A 22,495-nucleotide genomic window follows, 5' to 3' on the forward strand; every position below is an offset into this window, starting at 1 on the left:
CCACCGCCCCAGACCCGTTGAGAGGTTCCTCGCCCGTGACCGACATCCCCACCGTCCTGTTCGTCTGCGTCAAGAACGGGGGCAAGTCCCAGATGGCAGCCGCGCTCATGCGCCAGCGCTACGCCGACGCAGCCCGCGTGTACTCAGCCGGAACCCGACCCGGGAGCGCGCTGAACGCCGAATCGGTGGCCGCCCTCGCCGAGGTGGACGCCAGCACCGAAGGTGAACACCCCAAGCCCGTCGATCCCCAGCTGGTGGACCAGGCAGACCTGGTCGTGCTGCTGGGTGAGGAAGTCGAGCTGGACCCGGCCGACACACAGGTGCAGCGGTGGGTCACGGACGAACCCTCCCGTCGCGGGATCGAGGGCATGGAACGCATGCGCCTGGTGCGCCACGACATCGACGCCCGGGTAGCCAGCCTCGGTGAGCAGCTGGGCCTACGATCCCAGGCATGACCAACAACCCCGCCCATCCAGTGCGGGCGCTGGTCATCGGTGGCGGCCAGGCCGGTCTGGCGACCTCCTTCTATCTGCGCCGACGCGGTGTCGAGCACATCGTGCTGGACGACCAGGACCGCCCCGGCGGCGCCTGGCTGCATACCTGGAACTCCCTGCGCCTGTTCTCGCCGGCCGCGTTCTCCTCCTTGCCCGGGTGGCCTATGCCACCGACGGCCGGCGAGGGCTACCCCCACGCGGAGCACGTCGTCGACTACCTCGCGCGCTACGAGCAGCGCTACAACATCCCAGTGCGCCGCGGGGAGCGGGTCACGGCCGTGGAGGCCGAGGATGCGGACTATCGGGTGACGACCTCCCGGGGCACCTGGCGGGCCGCGGCGGTCTTCAACGCCACCGGCAGCTGGTCCCGACCCTTCGTGCCCACCTACCCGGGGGCTGAGGAGTTCGGCGGTGCCCAGCAGCACTCCGCCCGCTACCGCTCACCCGAGCCCTACGCCGGGCAGCGCGTGGTCGTCGTCGGCGGGGGGAACTCCGGCGCCCAGATCGCGGCCGACCTGGCCTCCCGCGCGCACGTGACCTGGTGCACCCTGCATCCGCCACGGTTCCTGCCCGACCATGTCGACGGCCGCGAGCTCTTCAGAGTGGCCACCCTCCGAGCCCGTGGCCACGGTGAGGGTGTCGGCGGCCTCGGCGACATCGTGGCAGTGCCACCAGTCCGCGCCACGCGCGACGCGGGCAGATTGCGGCGAAGTCCGATGTTCGAGCGGTTCACCACCGACGGCGTGGTTTGGTTTCGACGGCACCACCCGACCGGTCGACACGGTCATCTGGTGCACCGGCTTCCGGCCCGCGCTCGGTCACCTCGCACCGCTCGGGCTGCACCGCACCAACGGCGTCCCGGCCACCGACGGCCCGATGGCGGCCGCCGAAGTTCGCCTTGCCTTCGTCGGCTACGGCGACTGGTGCGGCCTGGCCTCGGCCACCCTGATCGGCGTCGGCCAGTGGGCCCGACAGGCCGTCGACCACGCCTTCCCCCCTGACCCGAGCACCACCCGCTGACCGAGAGGCTGACCATGTCCGACAAGCCCACCGTCCTGTTCGTCTGCGTCCACAACGCCGGCCGCTCCCAGATGGCCGCCGCCTACCTGCAGCACCTCGCGGGTGACCGCATCGAGGTCCTCTCCGCGGGCTCCGCCCCGGCCGACCAGGTCAACCCCGCTGCGGTCCGGGCCATGGCCGAGGAAGGCATCGACATGTCCGCCGGGCAGCCCAAGCTGCTCAGCGACGCCGCCGTCCGTGCCTCCGACGTCGTCATCACCATGGGCTGCGGCGACACCTGCCCCATCTACCCCGGCAAGCGTTACGAGGACTGGGAGCTGGACGACCCGGCCGGCCAGGGAATCGAGGGCGTCCGGCCCATCCGCGACCAGATCCGGCACCGCGTCACCGCCCTCATCGCATCGCTTGGGCAGCCCGTCGCCGAGTGAGTACCTGACCCGAAGCGACGCCTTCAGCAACAGCGCTCGGCGGCACCTCTCGCCGGCAGCTCGAGGAATGCCCTCACCCGGCCCAGCGCCTCGGGCCGGACGGTGTAATGCACCCAGCGGCCGCGCCGCTCGCGCGCCACCAGACCGGCGTCGTGCAGCTTGCGCATGTGGTGGGACAGGGTCGGCTGCGTGATGCCCAACGCATCCGGCAGGTGACATGCGCAGGCCGTGCCTGACTCAGACTCGGCCAGGTAGTGCAGCAGTCGAACCCGCGTCGGGTCGGCTAAAGCCCGCAACGCGGTAGCGAGGTCCTCCGCCTCGCCCCTGGGCATCAACTCGCAGTCAGCCCCCACGCAGCACTCGTCGACCACCGAGACCACCGACTCCTGAGACTGTGCCATGGCACCAGCGTAGACCCACATCGAAGATCATCCATGAGGCTTTGGTTACGTGCCGATCCGATCACACCGGCCAGCGTGACTGAGGCAAGGCCGGGACGGGCTCGGCCGCAGTCGTAGCCAGGGAGGGATTTGCGCAGACGCGCGGAAGCGTGGTGTTACGCCATGCTCAGCGCAGCACGGCGAGCGTCAGGAGTGCCGCGGCGAGTCCGAGCACCACGCTCAGGAACAGGTATGCGCCGGCGTGCGCGGCTGCGCGACGGCCCAGCTCGGCCGTCTGGACAGCCAGCGTGCTCCAGGTGGTGAGCGCACCGCACAGGCCGGTCCCCAGCAGGAGCACCAGCCCCGGTGATTCGACGAGCGCGAACACTGCCCCCAACCCTGCCGAGCCCGTCGTGTTGGCCACGAGCACGCCGCGCAGCGTTCCCCAGGGCGCCACGGTGAGCAGGTGACGAACGACCGCTCCGACGGCGCCGCCTGCCGCGACTGCCAGCACCGCCCAGCCCCACGCCACCCCCGGATCCGTCACGGCAGCCCCCAAGCCCGGCGGACCCAGGCGGCTGCGAGCCAAGCTACGGCCACACACAACAGCGGGGTCGCCACGAGGTAGGCGAGAGCGGTCGCCGGCGCGACGTCACCCAGCACGGCGACCTGTACCGCATACGTCGAGAACGTGGTGAACCCGCCCAGCACGCCGGTCCCGAGGAACGAGCGATGCACCACGGATCCGACCCCGCTGTCCAGCACCACGACGGCGCCCGCGAGCAGGACCGACCCGAGCACGTTAACGAGCAGCGTCCCCCACGGGACCGTGCCAGTGGAGGCCGGCAGGACCAGCTCGACGAGCCACCGGAGCAGGCTGCCCACCGCGCCGCCGAGCGCGACGGCGAACACAGTCCGAGCCTCAAGGATCACGGGCGCAGCCTAACCATCCTGAACACGTAACAAGGGCCAGACCCGGGGCGCAGACACACCCATTTGCCGCGTCCAGCGTGTCCATCAGGGCACGAGGTTCACCTCCCCGATGCGCGTCGTCGAACGGTGCTCTCGCTATCAGAGCGTTCGCGTGGTGAAGATGGTGGTTCCGCGGGCCGGGTCCAGTTCACGGCGGTCTGTTTCGAGGAAGCCAAGCTTTGCCAGGACACGCCGAGAGGCGGTGTTCCAGTCCCAGACGGTCGCCCATAGGCGCTCGTGTCCGGACGATCTGGCCCAGTCGATAACCGCACGCGATGCTTCGGTCGCGTAGCCCTGACCCCAATGGCGTCGTAGCAGCTCGAAGGCTAGCTCCGGTTCCCCTGTGATGGGGCGTCCGCTGTCCGCCAATCCGCAATAGCCGATAACGTCCCCGGTCTTCACATGTTGGACGGCGAGCAGGCCGACCGTGGTCGGTGGGTTAGAACGGATGGACTCCATGAGGTCTGCGACCGTGGGTCTGCCATCGGCGTCGATCTGCCGGTGAGGTGGCACACGCGGATCCCGCTCGGTCCACAGCTCGTGCAGGACCGCCGCGTCACTCTCGCTCAAAGGCCGCAGCAACAGGCGGGCTGTGTGCAGTGTCGGTTCATGCCGCGCATCGTCTCCCGTCCTCATGAGAACGACCTTGCCACGCCCCACACGCCCCGCACGCTCATGCCGCCAGGAGCGTGGTCGCACGCTATTGCCGCTGGCCGCGCCTTGCTACCGGGTCGTTCCAGACCGCGTGAGCCTAGCGAAGCCGCTCGGACGACTTCTGATCACGGAGTTCCTGTAGCTCCTCGTCGAAGAAGCGACCTAAGACTGCGACCTGCTGGTCGACATAGCCAAGCCGCTTGTAGAACTCGATCACAGCGCTGTTGTCTGCACGGACCATGAGCTGGAGCTTGGGAACGCCCTGCTCGCGCAGCCATGACTCAGCAGCGCTCATCAGCTCACGCCCAAGCCCGTTCCCGCGATGGTCCGGCTGGACAGCCAGGTAGTACACCCAGCCGCGATGCCCATCATGCCCGACCATGACCGTGCCGAGAAGCTGCTCGTCAGCCACCGCCCCAAGAACCGTGGAAGACGGTCCGTCGAGCGCACGCGCAAGGTCTGCGTCGGGATCGTTCCACGGGCGGACCAGTCCGCAGTCACGCCAGAGTCGTACTGCCTCGTGTTCCAGTGCGGACGGGATCGGAGCGATCAGCATGCGCTGATTCTCCACGGGCGGCACAGGTGTCAAACGTCCGGTATTGCCGCTGTGAACGCGTAGCGTCCGATAGAGCCCCGCTGAGTGGTGGGCTTTGAGGTGATGCTCGTTGCCTACCGGTCGCCTTCTTGGAGGGCGACGCTCTCAGTATGGCTGGTGGGGTAGAGCTTGGCCATGGAGGCTTCGGAGAGGTAGCGGCGGTCGTCGACCTGCCACTCGTCGTGGGCGTCCGCGAGGACGGCGCCGATGAGGCGGATGACGGCGGCCTCGTTGGGAAAGATGCCCACGACGCGGGAGCGGCGCTTGATCTCCTTGTTGAGCCGCTCCAGGGGGTTGGTGGACCAGATCTTGCGCCAGTGCTCGCGCGGGAAAGCGGCGAACGCGAGCACTTCGGACTTCGCGGCGTCCATCAGCGGGCCGGTCTTGGGGTACCGGGTGGCGAGGTCGTCGCGGACCTTGTCCCACTGCCGGGCCATGGAGGCCAGGTCGGGCTGGGCGAAGATGGTCCGGAACACTGCGGCGACCATCTCGGTCTCTGCCTTGGGCACGTGCGCCAGGACGTTGCGGATGAAGTGGACCCGGCAGCGTTGGTGGGACGAGCCTTGGAACACCCGGGTCAGGGCGGCGACCAGGCCGGCGTGCTGGTCGGAGATCACCAGCTGCACGCCCGTGAGGCCGCGCTTCTTGAGGCCGGTCAGGAACGCGCGCCAGAAGACCTCGTCCTCGCTGTCGCCGACGTCCAGGCCGAGGATCTCGCGGCGGCCGTGCTCGGTGACGCCGGTGGCGATGACGACGGCCTTGGACACGACCATGGCGGCCTCGGTGCGCACGTGCAGGTAGGTCGCGTCGAGGTAGACGTAGGGAAAGGCGGCGTGGTCCAGGCGGCGGGTGCGGAACGCCCCGACGGCCTCGTCCAGGCGGGCGCAGATGCGCGACACCTCGGACTTGGAGATCCCGGTGCCGCCGAGGGCGACCACGAGGTCGTCGACCGAGCGGGTCGAGACGCCGTGGACGTAGGCCTCCATCACCACCGCGTACAGCGCCTGGTCGATCCGGCGGCGTGGCTCCAAGATGGACGGGAAGAAGCTGCCCTGACGCAGCTTGGGCAGCGCGACCGTGACGTCACCGCCCTTGGTCGTCAGCAGCTTCGGGCGGGTGCCGTTGCGCTCCGTCACCCGGGCCGGTGTGCGCTCGTATCGGGCTGCGCCGATGGCCTCGGTGGCCTCGGCCTCGATGAGTTCCTGCAGGACCATGCGCACGGACTCGCGTACCAGGTCCACGCCGTCACCGGCGCGAAGTGCATCCAGCAGGTCGGACACGGCAGACTGGGAAAGGGTCATCGGTGAGATCTCCTCTGGTGAGTACTTGGCGGTACACACCGAGCATCTCGCCGATGACCCCTCTACGTCAGAGAGCCACATCCACTCCCCAAACCCCACCACTCCACGGGACTCTTACCCACGAACGCCTCGAACGGGTCTTCACCGGCGGGTTTGCGGACGCCGGCGACCCGGTCTCCGCGCAGGTAGGCGCGGATGGTCTTGCGGTCCCGGCCCAGGTGCCGGGCGATCGCTGAGATCGTCCAGCCCTGGCGGGCCAGCGCGTGAGCGTCGATGTCTTCCTCCCGTGACAGCATGGGACGTAGGGGCTCCTTCGAGTCGGCGTGTGGTCAGAGACCGCCATCATCGAAGGAGCCCCGTCCGTCCCCGGATGGGGTGCCACAGGGTGGGGAATTTCAGTGAGCAGAACTGGGGAGTTTCACCTGAGCGCCGTCACAGTGACTCCCGGCTTGTTCTCGTGAGGCAGAGGTTGCCGAACAATGCCTCGACCCCTGCACATCTTGACCACGCCGACGGACATGACCAAGAACCCCAGACCGCCGGTGATCAGGAAGGTGCTGCGCCACCCCAGTACCACAGACATCGTCGGCACGGCCAGTCCGCCAAACATCATGGCGACGGGAACGGCGCTCTGCTTGATCCCGAAGCCCAGCCCGCGCCGCTGCGGAGGTAGCGTCACAGCCACGGCTGCGTTGGCCGTCACCTGACACGCGGCATTACCGAGCCCCAGAATTGCCGTCGCTCCCGTCAGAGATACGGGCCCGTGTACGAGCAGGGCCACGCCAAAGCCACCTGCCATGGTCAGGAAACCTGCGACCAGGAGTCTCCCGCCTTGGCTTAGGCGCAGCAAGAGGCGTGCGCCGAGAAGAGAAAGGAGCGCAGCCGCCGCGAAATAGACCCCGACCGACACGCCGATGCCACTCAGCGCGACGCCAAGGTCACGCTGCACCAGGACCGCCTGAGCGCCGAGCAGGGACGGTGGCAGCACCCCCAGGACGGTCAGACCGCTGGCCGACAGGATCGTCCGCCCCGATGCTGGTCGACTCATGCTCCGCCCTTCATCGGACTACCGAACCCGCGCTCACGATGCATCCCACTAGGTACACCCAGGTCCGCAGTCTCGACGTTCGGCGCACCGCGGGCGCCCGTGGTGTTCTGCCCCGCCCGGCCAGTCACTCTCTTCTCGGTCGCAACCGTCCGGCCTTCGATCAGCCGCGGGCCCTGGGCTAGCTGACGCCTCGGATCACCATGCGGCCACGGACCCGTCTGGCGCAGTTCCGCGAGGGTATGTCGGCTTGATCGAACCCAACTCGAACTTCTCGAGCACCCCCATGTCCATCTCTATCCCCAGACCGGGACGCTCGGACATCCGCCATTCCGACCCCACTCGATCAAACGGTAGCGAGCAGACATCCGTGAACGGCATGCCTGCGTCCGACATCTCTTCCTGGATCGCCACACCCTCGACCGCGAAGCCGAAGTGGGCAGCCGCCGCCGAGGCGAGTGGGCCATTGGGGTTATGCGGCGCCAGTGCGGCGCCGTGCAGCTTCGCTAGCGTCGCGACCTCGAGGCCGACTCCAAGACCTCCGCAGTGGTTGAGATCGGGTTGCAGGAAACTGATCTCGCCAAGCGCGAGGTTCGAGAACTCCTCTGCCCCGATCAACCGCTCGCCCGTAGCGATCGGAACTCCAGACCGCGACAGCCGACCGTATCCCCGGGTCAGGGCAGGAGCCAGCGGCTCCTCGACGAAGAGCGGGCGGTACGGGCCGAGGACGTCGAGGATCCGGGCCGCCACATCCAGCGATCGTGGCCTTCCGTGCAGGTCCACCATAATCTCGAAGTCGTCCCCTACCGCGCCGCGCGATACGCTCATGATTCGGTCGAGGTGGGCGATGACATCGGCCTCGACCAGAGTGCCCAGCGACGGCAGCGGCACGATCTTGGCCGCTCGGTATCCGCGATCGCGCAGGCTCAGCAGCTCCTCGCCGATCGAGTCCCCGCTCTTGGCCCCGTAGACAGCCTCCTGCCGGCCGCCCCCAAGGTGACCGTACACGGGCAGTGAATCACGGATGCGGCCGCCAAGGAGCTCATAGACAGGGATGCCGAGTTCTTTGCCGTGCATGTCGAAAAGAGCGTGCTCGATGGCGCTGAGCGCCGTCTCGCCTATGATGCCGAGCCGGTAGTAGGAGCGTCGGCGCAGGAGGTTCAGACTGTGGTTGACCCGGCGCCCGTCCAACTCTGGGAGCAGCGGCGACAGCTCCCGGAGAACAGCCGCTACCGACTCGGTTCGCCAGTTCAGAGTTGCCTCGCCCCAGCCGTCCAACCCAGGGACATCTGACTGCAAGCGGACGAAGAGCCAATCGCGGAGCCCGGCCTTGACGACGTAGAGCTCGCAGCTGTCGATACGTAGAGGCCTCACGACGTGACCCCAGGATCGTCCGTGAGAGCCGGCACCCCGACCCCGTCGACAGCCATGAGGTCCGCGAGCAGGGAGTAGTAGTGGACCAGTGACACGATCTCGAACCACTCGGGGCGGGGCACCACCGAGTCGTCAGCCCTGGACACCTGGCCGGCCAGCGCCAGCTCGGCGATCGCCAGACTCTCCCGAAGGCGGTGGTCATCCAAACCTGCGTGGTGCCCGTGGAGCAGGGCTTCTATCTCCTGTTCGGAGAGCAGACCCGACTCGCGAACCACCCTGAGGTGCGCCCAGACCTCGAACTCGCTGTTCCGGTGGGATCCGACTCTCAGGATGATCGCCTCCCTGATACGCGATGGAAGTTGCCCTCCGAAACGGAGCGCTTCTCCGAAGCGGGCCATAGCCAGCCCGACAGAGCCCAGGGCTTCCATGGCGGCAAAGGGCCCGGTCAGCCGCCCATCTCGGTCGATAAGAGGAATCACGCCGCCCTGGCGTGCACCTAGAAAGTCTGCCCTGTCGGTCACAGCAAGCCCCTGCCCCCGTCGACGTGCACGCTCTGACCGGTCACAAAGGCTGCCCCGTCCGAAAGGAGAAATTCGACGACAGGAGCGACCTCTTCAGGGGTACCCAGCCGACCCATGGGGACCAAGGCCGTCAGTCTCTCCCTGTTGCCGTCCTTCTCGAGGTACTGTCGCGTCAGGTCCGTCTCGACGTAACCGGGAGCCACAGAGTTCACGCGCACGCCGTGTGGTGCCCATTCTCGCGCCATGACCCTGACGAGCTGGCGCAAGCCACCCTTGGACGCGGCGTACGCGCCGTGGTCCGCGTGAGCCGAGCGCTCAGAGACCGATGTCAGGAACACCAGGCTTCCCGTTCGTGCGTCCAGCATCCGAGGCGCCACCTTCTTCGCCCACAGGAAGGCGCTCGTCAGATTCAGCTCCTGGATGGAGCGGAACTGGGCGGCGTCGGTGTCCAGCACCGAAACGCGGGTATTGACACCGACGGCGTGCACGAACCCGTGGACTGCTGCACCGTTCACTGCAGAGTCGAGGTCGAAGGTCTCCAGCTCGCTGGTCTCTGCGGGGACGAGGAGTGGTATGACGCCCAGGTCGACCTGGGCCTTTCGGAGTCGCTCCTCGTCGATGTCAGCACCCACCACGTCCTGGCCTGCGTCGCGGAGCCGGCGGCACACCTCCCACCCAAGTCCGCCGAGGCCAACCACCAGAGTACAACTCATGCGCGCGCTCCTATGCGCTCGTCCACCTCGTGGACAAGCTCGACCAAGGTCGATGCAGACGTTGGGTCCAGCGGACCGAGCGGCGACCTCACGTGTCCGGCGTCATACCCCCGCACACGGCATGCCTCCTTCAGACCGGCGATGCCGAAGGTCGCGGTGACGGCCGTGTTCAGTTCGGCCAGGTCCCGTTGCAGCTGCTCGGCCTCAAGGTGCGCACCTGCGCGGCCGAGCTCGTCCAGACGCAGCAACTCAGCCGGGTGGGAGTTGGCGAGGGCCATCACTCCGCCAGGGATGCCTAGCTTTCGAGCCTCGAGGAAGCTTGACGCCGTGCCGACCAGGGGGATCGAGTCAGGGGCCTCGCGCTCGATCAGGGACAGGGTCTCCAGGAGCCCAGAGGAATCTTTGATGCCCACGATGTTCGGGTGTTCCAGCAGTTCCAGGACGAAGTCTGCAGTCAGCGACACTCCGGTGTACTTGGTCACATCGTAGATGAGGACGGGTATGTCGGCCGCCTCTGCCACCTCCGTGTAGTACCGGCGGAGAAATGGCACGCCTGAGCTTCCTTTGCCGTAGAAGTAGGGCGTGATGACGAGAGCAAGCTCGGCTCCAGCCTCGGCCGCGGCCTTGGTCAGCCGTACCGTCTCCCGCACGGAGTCCACACCTGTCCCAGCAAGCACGACACAGTCCTCCGGGACTGAGTCGCGGACCGCCGAGATGCTGGCCACCTTCTCCGCGTAAGAGAGATGGACCGCCTCACTGTTGGATCCGAGGCAGACGAACCCCCGGATCCCTTTGCTCGCCAACGATGCACTGTTCTTCTCGAGTGCCGAAAGGTCCAGGTTCTCGTCCGCGTCGAAGGGTGATACCAACGGCGGGAGTACTGTCCCCGCCCTCGCAACAAACTCGTTCCGAATCATGCTTCCTCCATCATGCTGAGTGGTTCGAACTCCATAGGTCCAGGTCGGCACCCTTCCAGGCGCTCATTACGTGCCGGTTGTGCACTGCCTGATACCCCGAGGCTTCGGGCACGACCGGTTCCCACGCGGCCAGCCGTGCCTGCAGCTCGCTCGCGTCGATGAGAAGGTCAAGACGTCGCTGGCTCACGCTGAGCCGGATCCGGTCGCCGGTCCGGACAACGGCCAAAGGTCCCGGGCGTACGCCCTCGGGGCTGGCGTGAAGGACGACGGTTCCGTACGACGTGCCGCTCATCCGTCCATCGGACACCCTGACGATGTCGCGGATGCCTCTCCGGCTCAAGCTCTTGGGGATCGGCAGGCTCCCGGCCTCGGGCATCCCCATTCCCAGAGGGCCGATGCCCCGCATGATGAGGATGTCATCGGGGTCGACGTCCCACTCAGGGTCCTCCAGGCGCAGGGACGCCTCCTCGAGGTCGTCGAAGACGATCGCACTGCCCTCGTGCTCGAAGAACTGGGGCGAGGCTGCGGCCGTCTTGAGAATGGACCCTTCAGGCGTGAGGCTCCCGGTGAGCACCACCATCGTCGGTGCGTCCTTGACGGGGTCCGCGATCGGTCGGACATGACCACCGCGCTCCGCGACAGCCGGGTCGCCGGCCAGGGCCGCCATGATGGCCGCCAGCCCGCCAGCGCGGTGGAGGTCGTCGGCGTAGCCCTGTCCGGACGGCTTGAGGTCGACCACCAGCGGATGACGGCCGAGCGCACCGTCCACCTCCTGCGGCGAGAAGGTGATCCCGAGGCGGTGCCCGATGCCGAGAAGGTGGACGACGGCGTTCGTGGATCCTCCGACCGCGCCGACAAGTTCGAGTGCCGACACGATCTTGTCCCGCGAGAGCTCAGCGGTGAAGGGCTGCCTGTCGCCGCGCGCCAGCGCGACGGCCGCTCTGCCCGTCTCTGCAGCGTGCCGAAGCCGTTCCCCGGACACCGTCGGCGCCGTCGCCCCGTCCTCGAGCGTGGCCCCAAGATGCTCGGACACCAACGCCATCGTTGTGGCAGTGCCCATCACCATGCATGTCCCGCCCGTGGAGACGAGCTGCTGGGAGACCTCGGTGATGTCCGAATCGGTGAGGTCCCCCCCACGGTAGTCGGCCCACATCCGGCGGCAGTCGGTGCAGGCGCCGAGTCGCTCCCCACGCCACTGCCCGCCCTGCATGGGGCCGACCGGCTCGATCAGACCAGGAGTCTCGGCGCTGATCAAGGCCATGATCTGGGCCGGGATCGTCTTGTCGCACCCGCCCAGGGCAACCACCGCGTCAAGGGGAAGCATGCGCAGCGTCTCCTCCAGGGACATCGCCAGCAGGTTCCTGTACAGCATCGACGTAGGGTTCGCGAAGCTCTCGTGCAGCGTGAGCATAGGAAAGACGAGCGGCATTCCGCCGGCCTGCAGAACGCCGCGCTTGACGGCGTCGATGATCCGTGGGCCGTTGGCATGGCAAGGGTTGAGGTCCGAGCTGGTGTCAGCGATCCCGACCCAAGGACGGTCCGTGTCCTCGGGCCCCAGTCCGCCACCGCCCGATAAGAACGCGGTGCGTAGGAACGCGCTGAAACCCTCGTCCCCGTACGCCGTGAGCTTGTCCTTCAGTCCCATAACTGCTTCCCTTCCATACGTTGCGCGATGTTTTCCATCGCCACCCGGCCGAGTCTGCGTGACCGTGATCGCTCGGGGTTGGCGGAGTGGCTCGTGATGATGACGTTGTCCAAGTCCCAGAGCCGAGAGTCCGCGGGCAAGGGCTCAGGGCTCACGACATCCAGGCCGGCTCCTCGCAGGTGCCTCGCCGCCAGGGCCTCGATGAGCGCTTCTTGGTCCACCGTCCCGCCACGTCCGATATTGACGAAGTAGGAACCCTGGCCCATGACGTCGAAGAAGTCCTTCCCCACGACACTGCGGGTGCCCGCAGTTAGGGGCAAGACGTTGCAGACGATGTCTAGAGTCTCCGGCAGCAGGTGTCGGTCCGGACCCAGCAGGTCCGCCAGTGTGGTGCTGAGCCGGCTGCCGTCCGGGCGCACCAACTGCCCCGAGGTCAAGCCGTAGCATCGGACCCCAAGGTCACGCAGGAGACTGCCGAGCGTGGCTCCGATGCGTCCATGACCCAAGATCAGAGCCGTGGCCCCGGACAGCTCTCGCGTGTCCAGTCGAGCCCATGACCTCTGTGCCATGGCCCTGGGCAGGTCTCGCATGAGGGCAAGCACCAGTGCCAGGCCGTGCTCGGCGATCTCTCTGCTGTAAGCCCCGGCGGCAAAGCGGAAGTCGATGCCTGGGTGAGCCGCGATGACGTGGGACCACTTCTCGTCACCTGTCTCGGACGCCTGCACCATCCGGACGTCAGCGTCCAGCCAGTGCTCCACCTCTCCGGGGCCGCGGTCGAGCCAGACGAGGACATGTGCAGGCCCGTCCTTGATGACCTGGCACTCCCCCTCCCTCAACAGATCGGCCAGGTCCTCGTCAAACCACGGTCCGATCTTGACGCGGGCAGGTTGCGCCTCAGCCGCGCGCACGGGTCCGTCTCCAGAGGAACAGCACGAGGAAGATAGCCACCCCGACGGCGTCCGATCCGAAGCCGGGGGCGATGATCAGCCCGCCGATGACCAAGAACACCCCGCGCAGCCAGAATGGAAGGGTCCCCATCCACCAGCCACCGAGGCCCAGACAGGCCACGTAGATGCCGAAGAAGCCCATGACCGCTACCGGCACGGCGTCCCAGAAAGGTCCGTCGACCAGGGGGCTGTAGGCCATGAGAAGCGGCACGATGTAGAGACCCCGCCCGAGCATCCACCCCTCGTAAGCGGTCCGCATCGGTCTACCGCCGGCGATGGAGGCGCCAGCGAAGCCAGCGAGGGCGATCGGGGGTGTCAGGTTCGCGTCCTGGGCTACCCAGAAGATGATCAGGTGCGCGACCAGGGGCGTCAACCCCATCTCGATCAGGGCGGGCGCGGCCACGATGGCGACGACAATGTATGACACGGTCACACCGAGGCCGAGGCCCAGCACCCACGAGATCAACGTCACCAGGACGAGGGCGATCAACAGGTTCCCGCTCGCCAGTGCCACCACCATGTCGCTCAACCGGAGTGCGACGCCGGTCAGGTTGACGACCCCGATGACGATACCGACAGATCCCACGACGACGAGCACCGAGAGTGCGCCAAGCACACCGTCACGCAGACCCGTGAACAGTTTCGCGATCGTGAGTCGTTGCCCCTGGTAGGGGATGAACCCGATCACGATCGCGCTGATGATGCCCCAGAACGCCGCATATGCGGGGCTGAAACGCATGAGAATCAGCGAGAAGATGACGATCAGTGGGATGAAGTGGAACCAGCCCTCCTTGAGGACCTTGCCCGCCGACGGCAGCTTCTCCTTGGGGATCGCCTGCAGATCCCTCTTCAAGGACTCGATATCGACCAAGCAGTAGACCCCCCAGAAGTACATGATCGCCGGCACGATGGCGACCAGCACGACGGTCGTGTACGAGGTCTGGGTGAACTGGGCGACGAGAAATGCGCCGGCACCCATGACGGGAGGCATGATCACACCACCCGTGGACGCGGCCGCCTCCACTCCCCCGGCGAACTCCTTGCGGTACCCGTTCTTCTTCATCAACGGGATGGTGATGTGTCCCGTCGTCATGACGTTCGCGACCGCACTGCCCGAGACGGATGCCATGACGGCGCTGGCCAGGACCGAGACCTTCGCCGGGCCGCCGCGGTAGCGACCAGCGACGGCTAGTGGCAGGTCGACGAGGAACTGCGAAGCTCCGCTCCTGACGAGGATCGCCCCGAACAGGATAAACAGGAAGACGAACGTGGCGAAGACATGTGTCACGATCCCGAAGATCCCGTTGAAGGATGCATACATGGATGTGACGAAACGCTCCAGGCTGTAGCCGCGGTGGGCGAACGTCGCCGGGAAGTGGGGGCCGAAGAGGATGTAGGCGATAGCCAGCAGGGCGATGACAGCCAGCGTCCAGCCCAGGGCCCGTCGCGTAGCCTCGAGCGACACCACGATGGCGCCCAGCCCCAGAGCCAGCTCCGCCGTCGTCAACTGCGCGGTCCGGTTGGCGAAGACCCCGTAGTTGTAGATGAAGTACGCCATGGCCGCGAGGGTCACGCTGACGAGGACCATGTCGTACCACGGCGGACGCGTCATGTGCTTCTCGCCCTTGTGCATCGGGAAGACGACGAACGCGAGGGCAGTCGCCATACCCCAGAACACGGCGCGGTGAGATTCCTGACTGACGATCCCCGCGATGGCGGTGTAGATGTAGAACAGGCTGAATGCGACGCAGGCCACGAGGACCGCGCTCGACCAGCCTCGTCCTAGGGTGCGCAGCCGCCTGCCACCGGACTCACCGTCTGATTCCTCGACCGGTTTGTCGCGGAGGACCGGAGCTGCAGCAGTGGGTTCTTCAGGCGCCATCTGCAATCAGCTCATCTGGGACCGTGGCACCGGCCTCCTGGTAGGCACGGGCCGCCCCAGGGTGGATGGGGCATGGAGCGTACTGGATGTTGTCCACGTCGAAGTCGCCCAGGGCGACCTGCTGGGCGGAGACAACCTCGGCGTGCTCGATGAGCTGCTTGGTCACTTCGTAGACGAAGTCCTCGGGAAGGTCGGCCCGCCCCTGGTAGGTGTGCCAGATCAGCAGGACAGGGAAGTCCTCGGGCTGGTTGTTGTAGGTCTCCGCCGGGATGACGCCGGGGGTGTAGTAGGGGTGCTCGGCCGCGGCGTTCTCCATCTCCTCGTCGGTGAAACCGCGCCAGTCGATGGCCTGGTCGGATGACAGGTCGATCAGCGAGGACTGAGCTCCCAGTCGGGGAGGGCTCCAGAATGCGGAGCTGATCTGTCGGTCGCGGAACGCGGTCGCCTGGTCCGCGAGGCTCAGGTAGTTGATGTCGAAGTCGGAGTAGGACATGCCATTGGCCTCCAGCACCGCCTGGGCCGCCAAATCCGTACCGCTGCCCTGGTCGCCGACGCTCAAGGCGGTCCCCTTGGCGTCTTCGAGGCTCTCGATCCCGGAGTTCGCCAGACGGACATAGGCCAGGGTGTTCGGGTAGAGGACGGCGTAGGTGGTGATGGGGATGGCATCCTCGAAGACACCTTCGCCGTTACAACCCTGGGAGGCTGTGTCTGCCTGGATCTGCCCCATGTCGATCTCGCCCTCACCGATGAGACGGACGTTCTCGACCGATCCGCCCGTCGCTTCGGCGGTGAACGTCGTTCCCTCGACGTTCGATGTCAGGATCCCGGCGTAGGCGCCACCCACTGGGTATGCCGTGCCGCCCGTACCTCCTGTACCGATGGAGAAGAAGGCGGGAGCATCCGCCTCGACATCGGCGGGCGAGTCTCCGTTGCCGCAGGCCGCCAGACTCAGCAAACCTCCAACTGCGACAAGGGCGGGGATAGCTCGGGGGGAAGTGTTGCGCATCGTACTTACCTCGTTCCGTCTTGATTTGACTTGCTGACATGCCTGTAGCCCAGGCCTGGTTCATCTGTGAGCTGCAGTCGTCCATCGGTGTGGCTGACCCCCGCCGACAACAACTCCCCGTAGTTGACGATGGAGTTGTCGACGAAGTACTCGACGAAGAGCTGTCCTGGCAGACCCGCCACCAGGTGTTGATGCAGCTGGTGGTAGGCATGGGGGGCCATACCTACGCCATAGGTCACGGCCAGATCGGCGATCTTGCGGTACTCGGTGATGCCCCCACAAGCGGTCGCGTCGGTCTGCAGGATCTGCGCCGAACCCTGCCCCAGCAACTCGAGGTGCGCCCAGCGGCCCGCCTCGATCTCACCGGTCGCCACCGGAACCGAAGTCCGAGCAGCCAACGCCGCATGGCTACGCTTGTCGTCCGGACTGAACGGCTCCTCGATCCAGTACGGGTCGTACTTCTCGAACATCGCCATCATCCGCTGCGCAGTCACCACGTCAGCCCAGGCGTTGTTCGCATCCAGCATCACCAGGACATCCGGCCCCACCCGCTCCCGCACCGCGGCGATCCGCGCCTCCTCAGAGCGCAGATCCCCACGGCCGACCTTCATCTTCACCGCCCGGAACCCCGCCTGGACGTAGGACTCCATCTCGTCCGCCAACCCCGAGGCATCCTTGCCCTCGAAGTAGTACCCCCCACTGGCATACGCCGGCACCGTCTGCGCATGCCCGCCGAGCAGTTTCCACAACGGAAGACCGACCGACCTGGCATTCGCATCCCACAGCGCGATGTCGATAGCGCTCAACGCGCGCATCACCGAGCCCACGCGACCGTGCAGCAGCACCTTCTGGTACATCGCCGCCCACAGTCGCTCGACGTCCCAGGAGTCCTCCCCGACCACGACGTCCCGCAGCAGCTCATCCACCGCCGCAACCACCACACGACTACCTTCAGCGTTGCATGGCGTGAATCCTTCACCGACGGTTCCGTCCGCCCGGTGGACCTCCACGACGACGAAGATGCGTGCGGGGACAGTGCGGGTGGAGAAACTCGGGGGATTCAGAAGCGCCCGACGCTCCGCACGGACGCGCACCTCGGTGACTCGGGAGTCTGCCATCATCACGGCCCCTCGATCTCGAAGCCGAGGCCAGGCCGGTCCGACATCCGCACCTGACCGTCCTGAACGTCGAGCTGGTGCGAGACCAGATCGCGGAAGTTGAGCACCGATGAGTCGGGGAAGTACTCGACCCACATGCCGTTGGCGTCCCCGGCGACCAGATGAGCATGCAGGTCGTGGAACCAGTGCGGGGCCATCCTGACGCCGTGTGCGGCGGCCAGACTGCTGATCCTGCGGTACTCGGTGATGCCCCCACAGACAGCGGCGTCGGTCTGCAGGATCTGCGCCGAACCCTGCCCCAGCAACTCGAGGTGCGCCCAGCGGCCCGCCTCGATCTCACCGGTCGCCACCGGAACCGAAGTCCGAGCAGCCAACGCCGCATGGCTACGCTTGTCGTCCGGACTGAACGGCTCCTCGATCCAGTACGGGTCGTACTTCTCGAACATCGCCATCATCCGCTGCGCAGTCACCACGTCAGCCCAGGCGTTGTTCGCATCCAGCATCACCAGGACATCCGGCCCCACCCGCTCCCGCACCGCGGCGATCCGCGCCTCCTCAGAGCGCAGATCCCCACGGCCGACCTTCATCTTCACCGCCCGGAACCCCGCCTGGACGTAGGACTCCATCTCGTCCGCCAACCCCGAGGCATCCTTGCCCTCGAAGTAGTACCCCCCACTGGCATACGCCGGCACCGTCTGCGCATGCCCGCCGAGCAGTTTCCACAACGGAAGACCGACCGACCTGGCATTCGCATCCCACAGCGCGATGTCGATAGCGCTCAACGCGCGCATCACCGAGCCCACGCGACCGTGCAGCAGCACCTTCTGGTACATCGCCGCCCACAGTCGCTCGACGTCCCAGGAGTCCTCCCCGACCACGACGTCCCGCAGCAGCTCATCCACCGCCGCAACCACCACGCCACCACCACCGGTGCCGGCGTAGTTGAAACCCCATCCATGTGACGCTTCGGTCTCGACGCGCACGACGGTGTAGTCGCGGTGACGAACGGCCCTGGTGCTGAACGCAAGAGGTTGCTTCAGGGGAAGGCGAATAGAGGTGGCTGAAAGACCGGTAATACGCATGCTGTTCCTAACATCGGCTGGTTGAACGGCTCAAGAGCCTCACGAGCGGACGGAAGGAATCGCGTCACGTCAACATTGGTGGTGTTGTGGGGCTTGCACAGCATCCGATCTAAGCCCCGTCGCTACAGGGATGCTGATCGCCCGACGAACTTCGCCAACACGGACAAGGTAGGCACAGACTCGGGGGCGCGTCAAGAGGTAGTCGGCGAGCCTCATCCACGCGGCTCCCGGGCTCGATGCCCGCCGGCAGTAGTGACGTTCTGGTTCACACTCCTCACGTCCCGTGCGTCGACGGGGCGTCAGGTCGTCAGCGCAGGAGCCCGATCCACTCGCCATGGTGAGGCCGCCGTCGACCGTGGGTGGCCGTGGTCAGGACCGCATCGTCACGGTGCTAGCGGACATGCCAATCTCCCTGTAGGCGGACACGTACTTCCCTGCTGACGGACAGTTGATCTCCCTGTCCGTGGCTATGGGACCGGGCCGTGTCGGTCCTGATGACAAGCGGCCCTCCGGGGATGCTCAAGGTCTTCGACCACCACGAGCAGGTTCCACCGGAGGGCCGCGTGAAGAAGTCTGACAGGGAGATCAGTCGAAAATGGGGTGACGGACGTGCTCAGGTAGGGAGGGTTCTGGGCGGTGTGGTGAGGGCTGGGACGTCGTAGCCGAGGGCTCGTAGCTCGCTGACCAGCCTGTGCGCCCGTCGGGCAGGGTTGAGGGTGCGGGTGAGGAAGTGTTCGGGTCCAAGGTCTTGGTAGTCGACGTCGTGACGCATCACCCACCAGGCCGATTCCAGGATTGTGCGGGAGGTGGCGACCTTAGCCCGTTTGCGTCCTCGGCGACGTTGTAGTCGTCGGTGTCTTTCAGCGATGTAGGTGTTCTTCGTGCGTGCTGCGGCAGTGGCGCAGTCGCCGAGCATCCCGCACAGCCAGGCGTTGCCGGAGCGGGTCCTGCCGGAGAAGTGTTTGCCTGCAGACTCGTTGTTGCCTGGGCACAGGCCGGCCCAGGAGGACAGGTGTCCTGGGGTGGGGAACCGGCTCATGTCCCCGCCGGTCTCGGCGATGATGACCTCGGCCGCGCGGGTCCCTACGCCGGGGATGGTGATGAGCCGCTTCTCCAGGTCACGGTAGGGCTCGAGAGCAGTCTGGATCTTGGTGTCGAGCCTGTCGATCGCAGCGTTGAGGTTGTCGATCTGGTCCAGCATCATCTGTGCCAGAAACCCGTGGTGCTCATCAAATCTGCCGGTCAAAGCCTCGATGAGGGCGGCGTTCTTCTTCTTGAGCTTGCCAAGGGCTAGGTCGGCCAACTGCTCGGGGTCCCGTTGTCCGGCGATGAGCGCCGCGACCATCGCTCGTCCGGAGACACCGAGGATGTCGGTCGCGACTAGGGAGAGTTTGATCCCGGCGTCCTCGAGCAGGTCGTGCAGGCGTTGCACCTGGCGGGTCCTGTCGTGGACCAGAGAGGAACGGAACCGGGTCAGGTCGCGCAATCTGCGGATCGGTGGGGGTGGCACGAAGCTGGGGCGTACCAGCCCGTGCTCGACCAGCTGGGCGATCCAGGCTGCGTCGGAGACGTCGCTCTTCCGGCCGGGGACTACCTTGATGTGCTGGGGGTTGATGAGCCAGCACTCGAGGACGTCCTCGAGCAGGTAGTACACCGGTCGCCAGCACTGGCCGGTGGACTCCATCCCGACCAGGGTGACCTGTTCCTGGAGGAACCAGTCCCGCATCGCCAGCAACGCCCGGGTGGTGGTGGCGAAGGTGCGGACTTCGCTTCGACGCTGGCCTGCACGCCTGCTGGGCACCCTGATGCACACCTTCACGTTGGCCTTGCCAATGTCGATCCCCGCGCACCGCTCCGCGTAGGTTTCCATGTCCTTGTCTCCCTTCTGTCGTGCCGTGGCGGGCCCAGTCGGGAGGGCCACAGGTTGCGAAGACGATCAGTCGCGTGCTCGAAGGCAACAATCCGGGATTCCTGTTGGTGGCCCCAGCGTCCCGTTCATGCGCGGGCTCGAAAGCACCAATCTCCCGCGACGTCACCCGGCCGGGCCCAAGACCATTTTCATCCTCCGGGGCGGCCGTGGCTACGGCCCGAGGCGTTCATGGAAATTCTTGAGGCGTTCGACGCCACCGAGTGTGCGCACTCGGCCGCGCAGCTGGCCGGCGCGGATCCCAAGACGGTGCGACGGTATGTCGCCGCTCGCGACGCGGGGGCGCCGGTGACCGGCCCGGGGCGGCGGCCCCGGATCATCGATGAGCACATGCCCAAGATCGAGGAATGGGTAGACCGCTCGGAGGGCAAGGCCCGCGCCGACGTCATCCACGCCCGACTGGTCGGGCTGGGCTTCACCGGGACCGAGCGGACCACCCGCCGGGCGGTCGCGGCCGTCAAGGCCGCGTGGCGGGCGGGGAACGCCCGCACCTACCGGCCGTGGATCACCGAGCCAGGGCTGTGGCTGCAGTTCGACTGGGGCGAGGGGCCGAAAGTCCCGGGGCAGGACGGGCTCGGGGCACGCTGCTGTTCTGCGCGTGGCTGGCCTGGTCGCGGTACCGGGTCGTGATCCCGACCTGGGACCAGAGCCTGCCGACACTGGTCGCGTGCCTGGACGCGACGTTCCGCACCCTGGGCGGGGTCCCGTCGTATGTGCTGACCGACAACGCCCGCACGGTCACGATCGACCGCGTGGCCGGGGTGCCGGTGCGCCACCCCGACCTGGTCGCGGTGGCTCGGCACTACGGCACCACGGTCCACACGTGCGTGCCGTACGACCCGCAGTCCAAGGGCGGGACCGAAGCCACGGTCAAGATCGCCAAGGCCGACCTGGTCCCGACCGAGGCGAACCTGGGCGAGCAGTACGCCTCGTTCGACCAGCTGCGGGCCGCGTGCGAGGCGTTCATGGTCAAGGTCAACGGGCGCCGGCACCGGGAGTCGGCGCGCGTCCCGGAGCTGGCCCTGGCCGAGGAACGGACCCGGTTGCTCGCCTTGGCGGCCGCCCCGCACACGATGGCGCTGGGCACGACCCGGGTCGTGGCTACCGACCAGACTGTCCGGTTCGGCTCGGTGCGGTACTCCGTCCCGCCGGGCCTGGTCGGGGCCGAGGTGTGGGTCCGCGTCGTCGGCACCGAGGTCGTGATCGTCGCCGACACCACCACCCTGCCCGTGGTGCCGGCCTGGGCCGGCGGCGTGGTCGGGCTCATCGAGGCCGCCCCAGTCCGCCCTGGCCGCCCTGGAGTGGGTCCACCGCGCCGAGACCTCGCGATCAGGCCCCTCGGGCACCGGCAAGACACACTTCGTGGAGGCCCTGGCGCACAAGGTCATCGACGAAGGCATGCGGGTGTCCTGGTTCACCCTGGAGTCCCTGACCGCCGCGATCGGACGCGCCGCGGTCGACGGCACGGTCAGCAAGGTCCTGGCCAAGATCACCCGGGCCGAGCTGATCGTCGTCGACGACATCGGCATGCTGCCCTCCGGGCAGGCCGCCGCCGAGGCCTTCTACCGACTCGTCGACGCCACCTACGAACGCCGCTCCCTGGCCGTCACCAGCAACATCCACCCCTCCGGGTACGACACGATCATGCCCAAGACCCTGGCCACCGCCGCCGTCGACCGGCTCCTGCACCACGCCCACGTCATCATCACCGAGGGCACCTCGCTCCGCCTCGCCGAAGCCACCACCGGACGAGGGGTGATCCCCTTGACCTGAACCCCCAGGGAGATCAGCTGACCGCGGACAGGGAGATGAACTGTCCGCCACCAAGGAGATCAACTGTCCGCCCACAGGGAAGTCCCACTGTCCCTTGACATCACGGCGTGGGCTGCGCTCTCCAGCCAGGCACCGCGTTGTAGGTTGGCGTCATGTCGTCGACTGATCACGGACCTCCTCCCGCCAACGGAACGGTCCTCGTGACGGGTTACTCGGCCGCCCCGAGCAATACAGGGTCCCATGCCGTCTACGGACAGGTGGGGGTCATCTTTGAGATCGACAGGCATAGTCACACAGTGGTCGATGCTTCTTTCCTAGTCGTTACGCCCGTCGCCCAAGAATTTCTTCGGCGTATCGTGCTGAGAAGACGCTTGCCCGAGGATGCGGAGCAGATGATGGAGGACATCCGCACGAACTATCTCGCACCGTCGGCGAATGCTCTCGCGATCTCGGTGCGCAACGCTGCCCGGCGGTTCACAGGATATCTGGAGGATGCGGCTGGTGGGGCGCCAGCCGATCCGGCCAGTTAGTCGGCTTCCGCGCCTCGGCGAGTCTGAGCTTGCCGTAGCTCACTTGGGGCACGCGTTGTATGTGGCAGGCGAGCCCTGGATAGCCTGAATCGGCAGGGTAGTCGAACCCGCGGCGGTGGAACTCGGGTGCGTTCTTGCACTGAGAGTGTGTTGTGACCCCCTGGCAGCGTC

The 22,495-nt window shown here is 66.8% G+C and carries 25 protein-coding genes and 1 pseudogene; 7 read left to right on the forward strand and 19 right to left on the reverse strand.

Going from position 1 to position 22,495, the window contains the following annotated elements; genetic code table 11:
- Nucleotides 1-35 precede the first annotated feature (35 nt).
- The 3 genes from ACQBAT_RS02685 to ACQBAT_RS02695 are packed head-to-tail and all read left to right on the forward strand — an operon-like array spanning nucleotide 36 to nucleotide 1,942.
- A complete protein-coding gene (locus ACQBAT_RS02685; protein ID WP_420747164.1) occupies nucleotides 36-455 on the forward strand; it encodes a low molecular weight phosphatase family protein in 420 nt (139 codons plus the stop codon).
- Nucleotides 452-1,495 (forward strand): NAD(P)-binding domain-containing protein, encoded by a 1,044-nt coding sequence (locus ACQBAT_RS02690; RefSeq protein ID WP_420747163.1) that lies wholly within the window; start codon nucleotides 452-454, stop codon nucleotides 1,493-1,495. Before ACQBAT_RS02685 ends, ACQBAT_RS02690 begins: the two co-directional genes overlap by 4 nt.
- A gap of 33 nt (nucleotides 1,496-1,528) precedes the next feature.
- Nucleotides 1,529-1,942, forward strand: a complete 414-nt coding sequence (locus tag ACQBAT_RS02695; RefSeq protein WP_420747162.1) for an arsenate reductase ArsC — start codon at nucleotides 1,529-1,531, stop codon at nucleotides 1,940-1,942.
- Between the two features lie 23 nt (nucleotides 1,943-1,965).
- On the opposite strand, the gene ACQBAT_RS02700 is transcribed toward ACQBAT_RS02695, so the two are convergent.
- The 19 genes from ACQBAT_RS02700 to ACQBAT_RS02790 all read right to left on the reverse strand — a co-directional run bounded on the left by ACQBAT_RS02700 (nucleotide 1,966) and on the right by ACQBAT_RS02790 (nucleotide 19,964).
- Entirely contained in the window at nucleotides 1,966-2,343 is a 378-nt protein-coding gene (locus ACQBAT_RS02700) for an ArsR/SmtB family transcription factor (RefSeq protein WP_420747161.1), read from the reverse strand.
- A gap of 166 nt (nucleotides 2,344-2,509) precedes the next feature.
- Nucleotides 2,510-2,869, reverse strand: coding sequence for a CrcB family protein (locus tag ACQBAT_RS02705; protein ID WP_426999974.1), 360 nt, complete (start codon nucleotides 2,867-2,869; stop codon nucleotides 2,510-2,512).
- Nucleotides 2,866-3,255: a FluC/FEX family fluoride channel gene (locus ACQBAT_RS02710; RefSeq protein WP_420747159.1), complete on the reverse strand. Its 390-nt coding sequence runs from the start codon at nucleotides 3,253-3,255 to the stop codon at nucleotides 2,866-2,868. Before ACQBAT_RS02710 ends, ACQBAT_RS02705 begins: the two co-directional genes overlap by 4 nt.
- A 138-nt stretch (nucleotides 3,256-3,393) precedes the next feature.
- Nucleotides 3,394-3,930 carry a GNAT family N-acetyltransferase gene (locus tag ACQBAT_RS02715; RefSeq protein ID WP_420747158.1) on the reverse strand — a complete coding sequence of 179 codons (537 nt, stop codon included), beginning with the start codon at nucleotides 3,928-3,930 and terminating at the stop codon, nucleotides 3,394-3,396.
- Nucleotides 3,931-4,045: 115 nt separating this feature from the next.
- Nucleotides 4,046-4,504, reverse strand: coding sequence for a GNAT family acetyltransferase (locus ACQBAT_RS02720; protein WP_134772166.1), 459 nt, complete (start codon nucleotides 4,502-4,504; stop codon nucleotides 4,046-4,048).
- A gap of 113 nt (nucleotides 4,505-4,617) precedes the next feature.
- Complete coding sequence (locus tag ACQBAT_RS02725) at nucleotides 4,618-5,844, reverse strand: IS256 family transposase (protein WP_420747157.1); 1,227 nt, start codon at nucleotides 5,842-5,844, stop codon at nucleotides 4,618-4,620.
- Nucleotides 5,845-5,906: 62 nt separating this feature from the next.
- Nucleotides 5,907-6,140 (reverse strand): terminase gpP N-terminus-related DNA-binding protein, encoded by a 234-nt coding sequence (locus ACQBAT_RS02730; RefSeq protein ID WP_420747156.1) that lies wholly within the window; start codon nucleotides 6,138-6,140, stop codon nucleotides 5,907-5,909.
- Nucleotides 6,141-6,262: 122 nt separating this feature from the next.
- Complete coding sequence (locus ACQBAT_RS02735; RefSeq protein WP_420747155.1) at nucleotides 6,263-6,892, reverse strand: MFS transporter; 630 nt, start codon at nucleotides 6,890-6,892, stop codon at nucleotides 6,263-6,265.
- A 195-nt stretch (nucleotides 6,893-7,087) separates the two neighbouring features.
- Nucleotides 7,088-8,263, reverse strand: a complete 1,176-nt coding sequence (locus ACQBAT_RS02740) for an enolase C-terminal domain-like protein (RefSeq protein ID WP_420747154.1) — start codon at nucleotides 8,261-8,263, stop codon at nucleotides 7,088-7,090.
- Nucleotides 8,260-8,784: a carboxymuconolactone decarboxylase family protein gene (locus ACQBAT_RS02745; RefSeq protein WP_420747153.1), complete on the reverse strand. Its 525-nt coding sequence runs from the start codon at nucleotides 8,782-8,784 to the stop codon at nucleotides 8,260-8,262. Before ACQBAT_RS02745 ends, ACQBAT_RS02740 begins: the two co-directional genes overlap by 4 nt.
- Complete coding sequence (locus ACQBAT_RS02750; protein WP_420747152.1) at nucleotides 8,781-9,497, reverse strand: SDR family NAD(P)-dependent oxidoreductase; 717 nt, start codon at nucleotides 9,495-9,497, stop codon at nucleotides 8,781-8,783. The genes ACQBAT_RS02745 and ACQBAT_RS02750 overlap by 4 nt, the downstream gene beginning before the upstream one ends.
- Nucleotides 9,494-10,414 (reverse strand): dihydrodipicolinate synthase family protein, encoded by a 921-nt coding sequence (locus tag ACQBAT_RS02755; protein WP_420747151.1) that lies wholly within the window; start codon nucleotides 10,412-10,414, stop codon nucleotides 9,494-9,496. Before ACQBAT_RS02755 ends, ACQBAT_RS02750 begins: the two co-directional genes overlap by 4 nt.
- A gap of 10 nt (nucleotides 10,415-10,424) precedes the next feature.
- Nucleotides 10,425-12,059: a dihydroxy-acid dehydratase gene (locus tag ACQBAT_RS02760; RefSeq protein WP_420747150.1), complete on the reverse strand. Its 1,635-nt coding sequence runs from the start codon at nucleotides 12,057-12,059 to the stop codon at nucleotides 10,425-10,427.
- Nucleotides 12,050-12,967, reverse strand: a complete 918-nt coding sequence (locus ACQBAT_RS02765) for an NAD(P)-dependent oxidoreductase (protein ID WP_420747149.1) — start codon at nucleotides 12,965-12,967, stop codon at nucleotides 12,050-12,052. Before ACQBAT_RS02765 ends, ACQBAT_RS02760 begins: the two co-directional genes overlap by 10 nt.
- The gene (locus ACQBAT_RS02770; RefSeq protein ID WP_420747148.1) at nucleotides 12,954-14,762 is read right to left on the reverse strand and encodes a TRAP transporter permease; all 1,809 of its coding nucleotides are present in this window, start codon (nucleotides 14,760-14,762) and stop codon (nucleotides 12,954-12,956) included. Before ACQBAT_RS02770 ends, ACQBAT_RS02765 begins: the two co-directional genes overlap by 14 nt.
- A gap of 115 nt (nucleotides 14,763-14,877) precedes the next feature.
- Nucleotides 14,878-15,843 (reverse strand): TAXI family TRAP transporter solute-binding subunit, encoded by a 966-nt coding sequence (locus ACQBAT_RS02775; RefSeq protein ID WP_427197741.1) that lies wholly within the window; start codon nucleotides 15,841-15,843, stop codon nucleotides 14,878-14,880.
- Between the two features lie 56 nt (nucleotides 15,844-15,899).
- Complete coding sequence (locus ACQBAT_RS02780; RefSeq protein WP_427197770.1) at nucleotides 15,900-17,015, reverse strand: mandelate racemase/muconate lactonizing enzyme family protein; 1,116 nt, start codon at nucleotides 17,013-17,015, stop codon at nucleotides 15,900-15,902.
- Entirely contained in the window at nucleotides 17,015-18,094 is a 1,080-nt protein-coding gene (locus tag ACQBAT_RS02785) for a mandelate racemase/muconate lactonizing enzyme family protein (RefSeq protein ID WP_420746967.1), read from the reverse strand. The genes ACQBAT_RS02780 and ACQBAT_RS02785 overlap by 1 nt, the downstream gene beginning before the upstream one ends.
- A 613-nt stretch (nucleotides 18,095-18,707) precedes the next feature.
- Nucleotides 18,708-19,964, reverse strand: coding sequence for an IS110 family transposase (locus ACQBAT_RS02790; RefSeq protein WP_420746966.1), 1,257 nt, complete (start codon nucleotides 19,962-19,964; stop codon nucleotides 18,708-18,710).
- Nucleotides 19,965-20,192: 228 nt separating this feature from the next.
- On the opposite strand from ACQBAT_RS02790, the gene ACQBAT_RS02795 reads away from it, so the two are divergent.
- The 4 genes and pseudogenes from ACQBAT_RS02795 (at nucleotide 20,193) to ACQBAT_RS02810 (ending at nucleotide 22,324) form a co-directional block, all read left to right on the forward strand.
- Nucleotides 20,193-20,651 (forward strand): hypothetical protein, encoded by a 459-nt coding sequence (locus ACQBAT_RS02795; RefSeq protein WP_420746965.1) that lies wholly within the window; start codon nucleotides 20,193-20,195, stop codon nucleotides 20,649-20,651.
- 443 nt (nucleotides 20,652-21,094) lie between these two features.
- Nucleotides 21,095-21,181, forward strand: a pseudogene (locus tag ACQBAT_RS02800) (hypothetical protein); the annotation flags it as partial.
- A gap of 136 nt (nucleotides 21,182-21,317) precedes the next feature.
- A complete protein-coding gene (locus ACQBAT_RS02805) occupies nucleotides 21,318-21,794 on the forward strand; it encodes an ATP-binding protein (protein WP_427197771.1) in 477 nt (158 codons plus the stop codon).
- 152 nt (nucleotides 21,795-21,946) lie between these two features.
- On the forward strand, nucleotides 21,947-22,324 hold the full coding sequence (locus ACQBAT_RS02810; protein ID WP_420746964.1) for a DUF3870 domain-containing protein: 378 nt from the start codon (nucleotides 21,947-21,949) through the stop codon (nucleotides 22,322-22,324).
- Nucleotides 22,325-22,495 lie beyond the last annotated feature (171 nt).

Source organism: Ornithinimicrobium pulveris, from assembly GCF_050261105.1.
In the GTDB taxonomy this organism is placed as follows: domain Bacteria; phylum Actinomycetota; class Actinomycetes; order Actinomycetales; family Dermatophilaceae; genus Ornithinicoccus.